A 13,596-nucleotide genomic window follows, 5' to 3' on the forward strand; every position below is an offset into this window, starting at 1 on the left:
GGGCTTTATGAAACAGCTTAAATCTCTTCTTCCAGCAGCACTGCTCACCCTTTGTGCCGGGCTTCCATCCCTCTCGAACGCAGCTGATTTGACGATCTCCTGCGGCGCGGTGGGTGCGGAGCTACAACTCTGCAAAGAGGCTGTCGAGGCGTGGTCGAAACAGACCGGCAACAATGTCGAGGTGGTCTCAACACCTAACTCGGCAACCGAGAGGTTGTCGTTCTACCAACAGATCCTCAGTGCGCAGTCCAGCGACATCGACATCATTCAAATCGACATGGTGTGGCCGGGGATGCTGGCCAAACATCTGATGGATCTGCGCGAGGTGCTTCCTGCCAATGCGACCCAGGGCTACTTCCAGGCACAGGTGGATAACGCCACGGTGAACGGACGGCTGGTGACGATGCCGTGGTTCACCGACTCGGGCCTGCTGTATTACCGCAAGGACTTGCTCGAGAAGTACAACCAGCAGGTTCCCCAGACATGGGAGGAAATGACCGCTACCGCCAGGAATATTCAACAGGCCGAGCGCACTGCCGGGAATCCCAATGCGTGGGGTTACATCTTTCAGGGGCGCGCCTACGAGGGCCTGACGTGTAATGCGCTGGAGTGGATCAGCAGCCAACCGCAAGGCGGGCTGGTCAATCCACAAGGCGACATCGTGGTCAACAGTCAGGCCTCGAGAACGGCGTTGACCCTGGCGAAAAGCTGGGTAGGAGACATCTCCCCGCGCGGCGTACTCAATTACACCGAGGAAGAAGGCCGTGGCGTCTTCCAGTCGGGAAATGCGCTGTTCATGCGTAACTGGCCTTATGTCTGGGCTCTGGTGCAAAGCCAGGACAGTGCCGTAAAAGACAAGGTCGGGGTCGCTCCCCTGCCCCGCGGCGGCGAGACCGGCAGCCATGCCTCCACCCTCGGTGGCTGGGGCCTGGCGGTATCGCGTTACAGCGCCCATCCAAAACTTGCCGCGGAGCTGGTGAGCTATCTGACCAGTGCCCAAGAGCAAAAACGCCGCGCCCTGATAGGCGCCTATAACCCGGTGATCGAGTCGCTGTATCAAGACCCCGAATTGCTCGCGGCCATGCCTTATTACGCTCAGCTGCACAGCATTCTCAACGATGGGGTGATGCGCCCTGCCTCAATCACTGCCGATCGCTATCCACGGGTCTCCAATGCGTTCTTCGATCGAGTGCATGGCGTGCTGGCGGGCGAGTTGCCTGTGGATCAGGCGCTGGCCGAGCTGGAAAGCGAACTCACACGCATCAAACGCCGGAACTGGTAAGCCACAAGGAAGAAAATCACCATGTCTGTCTCTACTACCCATGTCCCCTGTGAGGAGCTTCTGCTCACCAGGGAAACGCCCGTACAACGACGCCGGGTACGCGCCGCCTGGCTGTTTCTGACACCGATGCTGTTGTGTCTGGCCCTGGTGGCAGCCTGGCCGCTACTGCGCACATTCTGGTTCAGCCTGACCGACGCCAGTCTGTCGGACACCGGTGGCGGAACCTTCATAGGTTTGAGCAATTATCTGTTCCACAACGGTACCAGCTGGTCGGGCATCCTGGTCGATCCTCAATGGTGGAACGCGGTGCGCAACACCTTGCATTTCACCGTGGTGTCGGTGGGACTGGAAGTCGTGCTGGGGCTGCTGGTGGCGTTGCTGCTGAACATCAAGTTCACCGGCCGTTCCCTCGTGCGTGCGATGATTCTGATTCCCTGGGCGATTCCGACCATTGTCTCGGCAAAGATCTGGTCATGGATGCTTAACGACCAGTTCGGCATCATCAATCACATGATGCTGAGCCTCGGCCTGATTGACGCGCCCCTGGCCTGGACGGCCGATGCGGACCTGTCGATGTGGGCGGTGATCCTCGTCGACGTTTGGAAGACCGTGCCTTTTGTCACGCTGCTGATGCTGGCTGCCTTGCAGATGTTGCCGAGCGATTGCTACGAAGCCGCCAGGGTCGATGGCATTCACCCGCTGAGGGTGTTCTGGCGTGTCACGCTTCCCCTGCTGATGCCCGCCTTGTTGGTCGCGGCGATTTTCCGCATCCTCGACTCGCTGCGGGTATTCGACGTGATCTATGTGCTGACCTCGAACTCGTCGAGCACCATGAGCATGTCGGTGTATGCCCGCCAGCACCTGGTGGAGTTCCAGGACGTCGGTTACGGCAGCGCGGCCTCGACGCTGCTGTTTCTGGTGGTTGCGGTCATTGCCATGCTTTATCTCTACCTCGGACGCCGTCAACTGGAGGTCCGGTCATGAGCCCGCGCCTATTGAAAAAAACGCTGTTGCGCCTCGGATTCTGGTGCCTGATCGGGGTATTGCTGCTGTATGCGGTCTTCCCTTTCTACTACGCCATCGTGACTTCGCTGAAGCCGTCCAGCGCCTTGTTCGAGGTGAGCTACTGGATCGAAAACCCCGATTTCTCCAATTACGCGGCGGTACTCAACCAATCCTCATTCCTGCTAGCTATCGGCAACTCGCTGGTGGTTGCGCTTAGCGTAGTGACGCTGGCGTTGTTCCTCAGCGTGACCGCCGCCTATGCCTTGGGCCGGGTGAAGTTCCGTGGGCGTGGCACGGTGTTGATGATGGTCCTTGGTGTGTCGATGTTTCCCCAGGTCGCGGTGCTGTCGGGGCTGTTCGAAGTGATCCGCGCCCTGGGTCTGTACAACACCTCCTGGGCGTTGATTCTGAGCTACACGATTTTCACCCTGCCCTTCACCGTCTGGGTGCTGACCACGTTCATGGGGCAACTGCCCCATGAACTGGAAGAAGCGGCAATCATGGATGGCGCTTCACCCTGGGTCACGCTGACCCGAGTGCTGTTGCCGCTGCTCTGGCCCGCGCTGGTCACCACTGGCTTATTGGCTTTCATCGCCGCGTGGAACGAGTTCCTGTTTGCCCTGACCTTCACCCTCACCGACACCCAACGCACGGTGCCGGTGGCCATCGCCTTGATTTCCGGCGGCAGCCCCCATGAGCTGCCTTGGGGATTGTTGATGGCCGCCTCGGTGCTGGTCACCGTCCCATTGGTGATTCTGGTGCTGATCTTCCAGCGCCGAATCGTTTCCGGTCTCACTGCCGGCGCGTTAAAGGGTTGATGCCCAACAAAGACAAGGAACAGCATCGTGATCAAATTGAAACTGGACAACGTGAACAAACAATTGGGCGGCGCGCGGATTCTTCGCGACGTCAGCCTGGAAATCGCCGCGGGTGAATTCGTGGTGTTCGTCGGCCCTTCGGGCTGCGGAAAATCGACCCTGCTACGACTGATCGCCGGACTGGATTCGATCTGCGGCGGCGACCTGCTGATCGACGGGCGTCGCGTCAACGACCTGGAGCCGCGCGAGCGTGGCGTCGGCATGGTGTTTCAGTCTTATGCGCTGTACCCGCACATGAGCGTCTACGACAACATCAGCTTCGGCCTCAAACTGGCCAAGACTGAAAAGACCAGCCTGCGCGAGCGCGTGCTGAAAACGGCGCAAATCCTGCAATTGGACAAACTGCTGCAACGCAAGCCAAAGGAACTGTCCGGCGGGCAGCGTCAGCGTGTGGCCATGGGCAGAGCCATGGCGCGGGAACCGGACATTTTGTTGTTCGATGAGCCGCTTTCCAACCTGGACGCATCCTTGCGCGTGCAGATGCGCAACGAAATCGCCCGACTGCATGATCGACTGGGCTCGACCATGATCTACGTCACCCACGATCAGGTTGAAGCGATGACCCTGGCCGACAAAATTGTCGTGCTCAATGGCGGTCGCGTCGAACAGGTCGGCTCACCGCGCGAACTCTATGAACGCCCGGCCAGCCGCTTTGTCGCCGGCTTCCTGGGCTCACCCAGAATGAATTTTCTTGCCGCGCGCCTGCAGGCCCCAGGCGAAACCAGCCTGGTCGATTGCCCTATATTGGGTATGACCTCCCTGCCCTTCGACAGCTCGAACCTGACAGCGGACGCGCAGCTGAGCCTGGGGATTCGCCCGGAACACGTGTCGCTCAAAGCGGCGCAGGGAACCGCCGGCGTCGTCGTGACCGGGGTCGAATACCTGGGCAGCGAAACCTATGTGCACCTCGAGACAGGTCAGGACGAGCCACTGATCTGTCGTTGTGAGGTCAACGCCGGATGGCAGGCGGGCGATCGGGTCGAACTGCAACTGGACGTCGACAACCTGCACCTGTTCGACGTCGACGGCACGGCCTTGAAGCGCCATCCACACGCCATTGAAACCCTGCCGGATGGTGTCCCTCTGCGCTCGGCACGAGCAGGCGCCCTATGACTGTGTCTTTGAATTCCATGAGTGTTCCAATGTCCGCTGCCCTTGAGATTGCGCAGCATGCGCTGAGTAATGGCCTGTCTCGCGTCATCCACGATTATCGACCCGATTATCATCTTGCCCCCCCGGTGGGCTGGATGAACGACCCCAACGGAGTGGTGTACTTTCGTGGCGAATACCATGTGTTCTATCAGTACCATCCCTTCGACGCGAAATGGGGGCCGATGTATTGGGGACATGCCAAGAGCGCCGATCTGGTCCATTGGCAGCATCTGCCCATCGCCCTGGCGCCTGGCGATGACTTCGACCGTGACGGTTGTTTTTCCGGTAGCGCGGTGGTGAATGGCGATACCCTGGCACTGATCTACACCGGGCACACCTGGCTGGGGGACGTGGGTGACGAACGCTCGATCCGCCAAGTCCAGTGTCTGGCCACCAGCACCGACGGCATCCACTTCGTCAAGCATGGCGCCGTCATCGAGACCGCGCCGCAAGACACGATCATGCACTTTCGTGACCCCAAGGTCTGGCAGGAGGATGACTATTGGTACCTGATTGCCGGCGCGCGTCTGGGTGATAAACCGCTACTGCCGCTATACCGTTCCACGGATCTGCACGCCTGGGAGTTCCTGGATTATGTGTCCAGCGGCAGCGAGGGCGATGGCTATATGTGGGAGTGCCCGGATCTGTTCCGACTGAACGGGCGCGATGTGCTGCTGTACTCCCCCCAGGGCATGCAACCCGAGGGTTACGAACGGCTCAACAAGTACCAGACCGGTTATCGAGTGGGCCGACTCGACAGCGAATGGCACTTCACCGGCGGGCCCTTTATCGAGCTGGATAACGGCCACGATTTCTATGCCGCGCAAACGCTACTGGCCGCCGACGGTCGGCGCCTTGTGTGGGCGTGGCTCGACATGTGGGAAAGCCCGATGCCGAGCCAGGCCCATCACTGGTGCGGCATGCTCGGGTTGCCGCGCGAACTTGAACTGTGCGCCGATCGCCTTTGCGTGTATCCGGCACGGGAGCTCACCGCACTGCGCAAGGCGCCATTGCCGGGCACGTCCTGGTGGGATGGGTCGGGAGCCCGATGGGTGCGGGAAGTGAATGGTGACAGGCTCGAAATCCATGTGCATCTGGATTTGCTCGGCTGCACCGACGGCCACCTGGGAATCGCCTTGCGTTGCAGCGATGATGGTCAAGAAGAAACCCTGCTCTACTACGATGCTTCGCTGCAGCGACTGGTGCTTGACCGCGGCCGCTCGGGTGCACAAGTCACCGGTCAGCGCAGCGTGGCGATAGATCCGACACAAGAGCGACTGGAACTGCGTGTGTTTCTCGATCGCTCGTCCATCGAGGTGTTCGACGAAAACGGGCGCTTCAGCCTCAGCAGTCGCCTTTATCCACGGCCGGACAGTCTGGGCGTGAAGCTGTTTGCCAACGGAAGTGGCGGGCGTGTCTCGATTCCCAAGGCATGGCCTCTCGACTCTGGATGGCTGTGAACGGCGGATGGCTATGAGCAGCGTCATTCGAGTCGCGAGAAACCCGGGCCCTGTGTCATGATCCTGCGTCAACCTGACCGGCCTCGCCTCGCATGACTTCAGTGAAAGACGTTGCACAGCTGGCCGGCGTGTCCCTGATGACGGTTTCTCGAGCGCTCAATAACCCGGAAAAACTGAGCCCCGAAACCCTTCAGCGGGTGCGTCGCGCCATTGATGAACTGCAATTCGTACCGAGCCTGTCGGCGCGCAAGATGCGCGGCGACAACCTCCAGTCGCGAACCATCGGAGTGTTCGCGCTGGACACCGCGACCACACCGTTCGCGGTCGAACTGTTGCTGTCCATCGAACAGACCGCGCAGCAAGCCGGCTGGAATGTCTTTATCCTCAACCTGTTGAGCAACCCGCCCACCGACCAGAACATCGACCTGATGTTGTCGCACCGTCCCGACGGGTTGATCTTCAGCGCCATGGGGTTTCGCCAGGTGAGCATTCCCGAGCGCTTGAAGAGTAAACCCCTGGTACTCGCCAATTGCCTGGCAGATGACAGACACTTGGTGAGTTATGTGCCGGACGACGAATCGGGGCAGTATCGCGCCGTACATCACGCGTTGAGCCAAGGCTATCGGCGCCCTCTGTGTATCAATCTGCCCAAACAGAGTCTGGCCTGGGGCCTGCGACAAAAAGGCCTGCAGCGTGCCTGTCAGGCATTCGGGCTGTTGCCTGACGCACTCCTGCAATACAACCTTTCCGATCATGACGCCTATGGTGAAACCGCAACCATCCTCGACCGGCACATCATCGAAGGTCGTCCCCAGTTCGATGTTCTGATCTGTGGCAACGACCGCATTGCCTTTTGTGCTTATCAGCTGCTTTTAGGCCGTGGCCTGAAAATTCCCGACGATGTCGCCGTGCTCGGCTATGACAACATGATCGGCATCGCCGAACTGTTCATCCCGCCGCTGACCACCGTGCAACTGCCGTACTACGAGATCGGTCGCAATGCTGCCCTGCACCTGATCGAGGCCCTCGAGGTATCGGGAGCCCAGCCCGTTGATTGTCCATTGGTGGTCAGGGCGTCGTTATGAGGGATCGAGCAGAACACGCGGCCTGAAAACGTACGCGGGGAGCCTGCCTCCCCGCGCTCATGGGTTTACATGTCGTAACGCAGAACCATGCCCACCGTGCGCGGTGCGCCGACGTCGATGATGTCGTCGTTGCGGTTGTTGGTGACGTATTCCTTGTCGAAGGCGTTTTTCACGAAACCGGATACGGCGATGTTCTTGGTGACCTTGTACTCGGTGTTGAAGTTGACCAGCACGTAGTTGTCGCTCTTGAGCTCGCCGGTTACCTGACCGTCCGCGTCGAACAGGTATTCCGACGGCGTGGTGCTCTGGTAAGTGACGTCCGTGCTGAAGGTCAGACGGTCGTCCCAGCGATAGGTACCACCCACCGACATCTTGTACTTGGGCGAATAGAGGAACGACTCGCCGCTCCTGTCCTCGCCATCACCCGTGACGAAGTCCTTGTACTTGCTATCGGTGATAGCGCCACCCGCGGTCAGCGTCAGCTGTTCGGTGATGTCTTTCTCAACGAAGACTTCCAGACCCTTGATCTCACTGCGACCGGCGTTGTAGATCTGAGAGAAGTCGCTACCGCTCTTCCGGATACTGACCTGCTGGTCCTTCCAATCCGTGTAGTACAAGTTGGCACGGGTACGCAGGCTCTTGTCGAAGAACGAACCACGGTAGGACAGTTCGTAGTTGGTGGTGTATTCCGGATCGTAGGCCTGGTGGCCGCCACCGGCGCGCACGTTGACGCCACCGCCGCGGTAGCCTTTTTGCACCATAAAGCCGAGGTACTGATCCGTGGCCAGCTCGTAGTCGATACCGAGTTTCGGCAGTACAGCGTCAAATGATTTGCTGACTTGGCCTGCGCTGGAGAAGTCATCCTGTTCAACGTCGGTGTCGTTGGTCTCGTGGTCGTAGCGCAGACCGGTGATCAACGTCCAGCGCGGCGCGAACGTCCAGTTGACTTCACCGAACACCGCCTTGTTTTCAATCTTGGTATCGCCCTTGACGGTCGCGAACAGTTCGTTATCGAACAACAACCGGTCGTGGAAGTTGTTGGTGTTGTGGCCATAATAGGCACCCACGAAACTCTTCACCGTGTCCGCGCTGTAATTCAGACGCAGCTCCTGGCTGAACAGGTCGCCGTCCTGCTTGCGCAGAATGACTTCGTTGGCTTCAGCGGTCTGGTCGAAGTCCAGACGATTGCTGTAATCAGAACGGGTGTTGGCGGTCAAGCTTGTCAGCGTCCAGGCATCATTCAGCCGGTAATCCACTTTGGCGCTGAGGGTGTCCTGCTTGAGGTTGTCGAATGCCTTGGTATTGGACGAAATATCGTAATAGCTGGGTTTGCCATTAACACGCATTGTCGAGCGATCGCCCTGACGGTGTTCGCTATGGGCATAGGTCAGCAAAACGTCTGTGTCGTCATTGGGCAGGATCAGCAACTTGCCTCGGGAGTTGCTGGTGCGATGGGGATTGGCGTCGTCGCCGAGCGCGATGTTATCGATGTAACCATCGCCGTCCTGATAATCCACGGCAATACGCCCGGCGATCTTGTCGTCGACGATCGAACCGCCACCGGCTACCGCCGCACCCTTCTCACCATTGTTCCCCACATTGGTCTGCGCCGAGAAGCTCGGTTGGAAGGTCGGGTTCCTGGTCTGGATGACCACAGCACCTGCCAGAGAGTTACGTCCCTGAGTGGTGGACTGCGGGCCAAGGAACACTTCGACCTGTTCCGCATCCCACAGCGGCATCGGGCTGAGGGTAAGTGCCCGGTTCGGCTGCACGGCACCGTCGACATAAACCGATACGGCACCATTGAGGGTCGCCGGGCCCTGGTCGTCGAAACCGGACACCGGCACACCGCGAATACCCCAGTTTTCGTTACCGGCCTGGCTATACACGCCCGGTGTACGGGCGAACACGTCGACCAGGCTGTGGTCGGCCTTCTCGCGTAGTTGCTGTTCGGTGACGACCACGACGCTGGACTGAGTCTGCTCCAGGGTGCGGTTGATTTTTTCACCCGTCACCGTGATCGGAGCGATCTCCATTGTGTTCGACTGTTCGGCCGCCCATGTGTTGTTAATCAGGCATACCGCCGACCCCACAGCCAACGCAATTGTATTCTTTTTGAAATTCACGCCCCGCTCCCATGCGACAGATATTCTTTGTTTTTCAGCTGACTGAATGCCGTTTGATGCCAGCGGGGCTGAGTCTAATTCAAAAAAAATATTAAAGTAATAGAATTGATAATCCGTCTCATTTGTAACTAGTGTGCCGCCGTGCATTAGAGCGGATACATTTCAGTCGAGCTCCGCACCGGCGACCTGAGCCGAACAGTCCGACATTGCCTGCGCAGTGGGACGCGATCAGCCAGCGAACCTGTCATCATCAGGTCGCTGCCGATCACGAAACGCTCCTCGGGTAGTCAGCCTTCCATGAATAACTCATCAAGTCGCTGGCGCTGGCCTCGACGGAAACCGTCGCATGAACCTGATTCTCTATCTCTACCGCCAATCGGCACGCCTGCTGGCGCTGGCCTCCATCACCGGTGCACTGGGCGGTCTGGCCAGTGCGGGGCTGGTGATTCTGATCAACCGCGGGCTGGCCAACCCGCAACAACTGCCGGAGCTGGCCTTGGGGTTTTTCGGGCTGTGTGTGGGCATGCTGCTGAGCAAACTCTGCTCGGAACTGTCGCTGCTGCACCTGACCCAAAGCGCAATTTTCCAGATGCGCATCGATCTCTCGCGCAAGCTGCTCGCCACCCCGCTCAAACGCCTGCAAGCCATGGGCAAACACCGTTTGCTGGTGATCCTCACCGAAGACGTACACACCTTTACGGCTGCGTTCGAGTGGGTGCCGCTGCTGTTCGTCAACGCTGTGGTGACCCTGGCGTGCTTCGCCTACCTGGCCTGGCTATCGTGGTCGCTGTTGGCGATTCTCGCGTTGTTCCTGTTGGTGGGGCTGGTGGCGTTTCACCTGGCCGAACGCGGGCCATTGAACCATCTGGAGCGAGTTCGGCAGCAAAAAGATGTGCTTTACCAGCACTTTCGCAACCTGATCGAGGGCAGCAAGGAATTACAGTTGAACAACGCTCGTGGTGAAGCGTTTGTCGAGCGGGTCATCCAGCCGGGTGCCAACGAATTCCGCACGCGTTTTATACGCGGCATGGCCGGCTACTCGGTGGTGGCTAATCTGGGCACTTTGTTGTTTTACCTCAACCTGGGTGTGCTGTTATTTATCATCCCGTTCTGGCTACCGCAGCCGATCACTGTGCTGACCAGTTTCACCATCACCCTGCTGTATCTGGTGCGGCCGATTTCCGACCTGATGATCGCCCTGCCGTCACTGCGTCAGGCCAGTATCGCCCTGAACCGCATTCGTCAACTGGACGCCGAACTGAGCACCGAAGCCCAGGCCGGTGCCGCGGTCGGTAACCTGTTCGCCAGCGAAGGTCCTATGCGGCTATCGCTCAATGGCGTGTGCCACCGTTATCCCGGTGAACACGAGGATCATCCCTTCATGCTCGGGCCGATGGACCTCACGCTGGAACAGGGTGAACTGGTGTTCGTGGTTGGGGGCAACGGCAGCGGCAAGACCACGCTGTCCATGCTGCTGCTCGGGTTGTACGCACCGGAAACCGGCTGCGTGGTGCTCAACGGCGTGGAAGTGGACGACAACAACCGCGAGCAATACCGTCAGCACTTTGCCGCCGTCTTCGCCGACTTCCACCTGTTCGAACATCTGCTGGGCAACGACGGAGCGGACGCCGAACACCGCACCGCCGAAGCGACGCGTTATGTGAAGGCCTTGGGGCTGGGGCATAAAGTCAGCATCGTCGACGACCGTTTTTCCACCGTGGATCTTTCCACGGGTCAACGCAAGCGACTGGCGCTGGTGTCGGCGTATCTGGACGACAAGCCGTTTTATCTGTTCGACGAGTGGGCCGCCGACCAGGATCCGACCTTCAAGCGGGTGTTCTACATGGAGCTGTTGCCGGAGTTAAAAGCCCGGGGTAAGACCGTGATCGTGATCACCCACGATGATGCTTACTTCCAACAGGCCGACCGGGTGTTGAAAGTCGAGAACGGCCACCTCGCCCAGGTCGAAGCCCACGCGGTTTATGCCTGATTACGAGGGTCAACCGGCCTCATAGATGTAGTGCAGGTAGCTCACCTGCTCTGCCACAGGCAAGCGATGCAACTTGGGGCAGGACTCGCAAAGCACTTGCGGTGTGCCCTCGACGGGCTCGTGCAACTGGTAATGCAGGCAGCAATGCCGACGCAATGGCAGACAGGGACAAATCTGCGGCGCAGGTGACTCGACCATGCGCTGCAGGCCCCTTAACTTCAGACGCCCGTCGTTCACCGTGGCCTGTTCCAGCCATTGGTGCGCCTCGGCGAAACCGTTTCTGGACAAGTTGGCATCCATTCTCGCGAAGGCACCGTCCCAGATGGCGACCAGGTTGCCCCACAATATTTTCGGAGCCAGGCCACCGGCGGCGGCCAGGGTGGTGAAAAGCGGTGCCAGGTGTTCATGGATCAACCGCGACCAGTAGGCTGCGCGGTCTTCGGGGGCCAAGGTCGATAACCGGGAGGTCAATCCCAGCGCCAGAGGTTGACCGTCATCGTGCAACAGCACAGCTTCCGTGCCCCAGAAGTCGATCGCGCAATGACGGGTGAGAGCACAGGCCAGGGCGGCCGGCAGGACAATGCTCATGTAGTTCATCGACCACTGCGAAACCACCGCTGCGCGGTTCACCCCCGGATAACGCAGGGCGAACCGGGTCAGCAACGGTTGCAGCACGGCAGGGTCGGCAAGCTGACTCAACGTTATGGAAGGCTGATCACCAGGTTCATTCTGGATTACCCGTTGTATCGGCGGCCAGGCCTGGTTAAGCCATTCTGGAAATTCGATAACGGGTCCCCCGTGACTTTCCCTAATTAATGCAAACGATTAGCATTGGCCGATCCTATCCTCCCTCCCCTGCAAACTCAACGTCGTTAGCGACCGGGCTCACCAAGACCACATGCACACACTCCGCAATTTCTGGCGTCTTGCACGGCCTTTCTGGGCATCCGAGGAAAAGTACCCGGCCTTGTTACTGCTGTTGGCTACCGTGCTGATGACCCTGTGCCTGGTGGGGATCAACATCCTCACCAACTTTTGGAACCTGCATTTTTATAACGCATTGCAGGCTATGGATTACGCCGGCTTTCTGCTGGGTAGCCTGCAGTTCATCCTGCTGCAGATCGGCATCGCTGCCTTTACCGTGGGCGCGTTCCATTTCCAGCAGAAGCTGACGATACGCTGGCGTCGTTGGGCCACCCGGAACATGCTCGATCAATGGCTGGCCAGTCACCGTTACCAAAAGCTGAAACTGACCGAGACCGACGTCGATAACCCCGATCAGCGGATCGCCGAGGACATCGACCTTTTTATCGTCAAGTCGCTCAAGTTGAGTCTGGGAGTGTTGACGTCGGTGGTGTCGCTGTTTTCCTTCCTGCATATCCTCTGGCAGGCCTCCAGCCTTGTCAGCGTGCCGTTCAACGGCCAGTCGTTGGTCATCCCGGGGCTGCTGGTGTGGGTGGCCCTGGTGTACGCGATATTAGGCACCGGCGTCGCGTTCTGGCTGGGCCGCGCGCTGCCAAGGCTCAATTTCATGCAACAGCGGCGCGAGGCGGATTTCCGCTTCTCGCTCATTCGCCTGCGGGAAAACGCCGACTCGGTGGCCCAGTACCGAGGCGAAACCGTGGAAAACTCCCGTTTCAACCAACGCTTGGAGGCGGCGCTGGAGAACTTTTGGGCGCTGGTGAAAAAGCAGAAGCTGATCATGGGCTACTCGACCTTCTACTTGCGCAGCGCAACAGTCATCCCGATGTTCATCATGGCACCGCAGTTCTTCGCGGGCGCATTTCCCCTAGGCCGCCTGACCCAGATAAGCGCTGCCTTCGGCGAAGTACACGCAGCCGTCGCCTACCTGGTGAGCGTGTTTCCAGAGTTATCCGAGTGGAAATCGGTGATCGACCGTTTGATCGGTTTCCAGGAGCGACTGGATAACGTCGAGGTCAATTCGACCGTCAGGCTCGGGCAGCAGACCAACGGCCTCGATATCAAGGATCTGGACATCTGGCTTCCAAATGGCAGGCAATTGTTCAAAGGCTTCAACCTTTCACTTGAGCCCGGCGATAGCCTTCTGATCAGCGCGCCGTCCGGCTACGGCAAATCGACACTGATTCGTACGATCACGGGGCTTTGGCATCATGCTTCCGGCTCCACTTGTTACGACCGTGAGCGTGCTCTAACGCTTTCGCAAAAACCTTACCTGCCGTTGGGCAGCCTGCGCGAGGCGCTCTGGTATCCCAATCCTCCCCATCGCGAAGAAGACGCCGCTCTGCGCCTGGCCATGCAGCAAGTCGGCCTGCAACACCTGAGCGAACAATTGGATCAGGAACGGGACTGGTCGCAGACCTTGAGCGTCGGCGAACTGCAACGCTGTGCGTTCGTTCGGGCACTGTTGGCCCGCCCCACGGTCCTGTTCCTCGACGAGAGCAGTTCGGCGCTGGATTCGGCAAATGAGGCGCGCTGCTATCAATTGCTCAAACAGACGCTACCGGAGACGATCCTGATCAGCGTCGGACACAATGCGTCGCTGGAGCGCTTCCATTGGCAAGTCCTGGAGCTGCAAAGCGAGGCTCAGTGGGTGCATCGAAAGGTGAAGCAACCTGTGTGATTCACTCCCGCCCTCC

General features: G+C 59.1%; 10 protein-coding genes. 8 read left to right on the plus strand and 2 right to left on the minus strand.

Translation table 11 applies throughout. The features are described 5' to 3' along the window. Positions 1-7 precede the first annotated feature (7 nt). The 6 genes from IC37_RS03290 (at position 8) to IC37_RS03315 (ending at position 6,862) form a co-directional block, all read left to right on the plus strand. A complete protein-coding gene (locus IC37_RS03290) occupies positions 8-1,282 on the plus strand; it encodes an ABC transporter substrate-binding protein (protein WP_030128813.1) in 1,275 nt (424 codons plus the stop codon). A 21-nt stretch (positions 1,283-1,303) separates the two neighbouring features. Continuing rightward, positions 1,304-2,266: a carbohydrate ABC transporter permease gene (locus IC37_RS03295; protein ID WP_030128814.1), complete on the plus strand. Its 963-nt coding sequence runs from the start codon at positions 1,304-1,306 to the stop codon at positions 2,264-2,266. After that, positions 2,263-3,105: a carbohydrate ABC transporter permease gene (locus IC37_RS03300; protein ID WP_030128815.1), complete on the plus strand. Its 843-nt coding sequence runs from the start codon at positions 2,263-2,265 to the stop codon at positions 3,103-3,105. Before IC37_RS03295 ends, IC37_RS03300 begins: the two co-directional genes overlap by 4 nt. Positions 3,106-3,132: 27 nt before the next feature. Then, positions 3,133-4,278 (plus strand): ABC transporter ATP-binding protein, encoded by a 1,146-nt coding sequence (locus tag IC37_RS03305; protein ID WP_030128816.1) that lies wholly within the window; start codon positions 3,133-3,135, stop codon positions 4,276-4,278. Next, entirely contained in the window at positions 4,275-5,777 is a 1,503-nt protein-coding gene (locus tag IC37_RS03310) for a glycoside hydrolase family 32 protein (RefSeq protein WP_030128817.1), read from the plus strand. Before IC37_RS03305 ends, IC37_RS03310 begins: the two co-directional genes overlap by 4 nt. A 92-nt stretch (positions 5,778-5,869) precedes the next feature. Then, positions 5,870-6,862, plus strand: coding sequence for a LacI family DNA-binding transcriptional regulator (locus tag IC37_RS03315; protein WP_030128818.1), 993 nt, complete (start codon positions 5,870-5,872; stop codon positions 6,860-6,862). 65 nt (positions 6,863-6,927) lie between these two features. Here IC37_RS03315 and IC37_RS03320 read toward each other — a convergent pair whose 3' ends face one another. After that, entirely contained in the window at positions 6,928-8,988 is a 2,061-nt protein-coding gene (locus IC37_RS03320) for a TonB-dependent receptor (RefSeq protein WP_030128819.1), read from the minus strand. A 346-nt stretch (positions 8,989-9,334) separates the two neighbouring features. On the opposite strand from IC37_RS03320, the gene IC37_RS03325 reads away from it, so the two are divergent. Next, positions 9,335-10,978 carry a cyclic peptide export ABC transporter gene (locus IC37_RS03325; protein WP_030128820.1) on the plus strand — a complete coding sequence of 548 codons (1,644 nt, stop codon included), beginning with the start codon at positions 9,335-9,337 and terminating at the stop codon, positions 10,976-10,978. A 9-nt stretch (positions 10,979-10,987) separates the two neighbouring features. On the opposite strand, the gene fhuF is transcribed toward IC37_RS03325, so the two are convergent. Beyond that, complete coding sequence (gene fhuF, locus IC37_RS03330; protein WP_081729283.1) at positions 10,988-11,677, minus strand: siderophore-iron reductase FhuF; 690 nt, start codon at positions 11,675-11,677, stop codon at positions 10,988-10,990. 199 nt (positions 11,678-11,876) lie between these two features. Here fhuF and IC37_RS03335 point away from each other — a divergent pair, with 199 nt between their 5' ends. Further along, the gene (locus IC37_RS03335; protein WP_030128822.1) at positions 11,877-13,580 is read left to right on the plus strand and encodes an ABC transporter ATP-binding protein/permease; all 1,704 of its coding nucleotides are present in this window, start codon (positions 11,877-11,879) and stop codon (positions 13,578-13,580) included. Positions 13,581-13,596 lie beyond the last annotated feature (16 nt).

The organism is Pseudomonas sp. QTF5 (assembly GCF_000512695.2).
Lineage (GTDB): Bacteria > Pseudomonadota > Gammaproteobacteria > Pseudomonadales > Pseudomonadaceae > Aquipseudomonas.

Bases quoted from the DNA above. Each gene is read 5' to 3' on its own strand.
- IC37_RS03295 (WP_030128814.1), top strand. From the start codon at position 1,304: ATGTCTGTCTCTACTACCCATGTCCCCTGTGAGGAGCTTCTGCTCACC.
- IC37_RS03315 (WP_030128818.1), top strand. From the start codon at position 5,870: ATGACTTCAGTGAAAGACGTTGCACAGCTGGCCGGCGTGTCCCTGATG.
- IC37_RS03290 (WP_030128813.1), top strand. From the start codon at position 8: ATGAAACAGCTTAAATCTCTTCTTCCAGCAGCACTGCTCACCCTTTGT.
- IC37_RS03335 (WP_030128822.1), top strand. From the start codon at position 11,877: ATGCACACACTCCGCAATTTCTGGCGTCTTGCACGGCCTTTCTGGGCA.
- IC37_RS03300 (WP_030128815.1), top strand. From the start codon at position 2,263: ATGAGCCCGCGCCTATTGAAAAAAACGCTGTTGCGCCTCGGATTCTGG.
- IC37_RS03310 (WP_030128817.1), top strand. From the start codon at position 4,275: ATGACTGTGTCTTTGAATTCCATGAGTGTTCCAATGTCCGCTGCCCTT.
- IC37_RS03325 (WP_030128820.1), top strand. From the start codon at position 9,335: ATGAACCTGATTCTCTATCTCTACCGCCAATCGGCACGCCTGCTGGCG.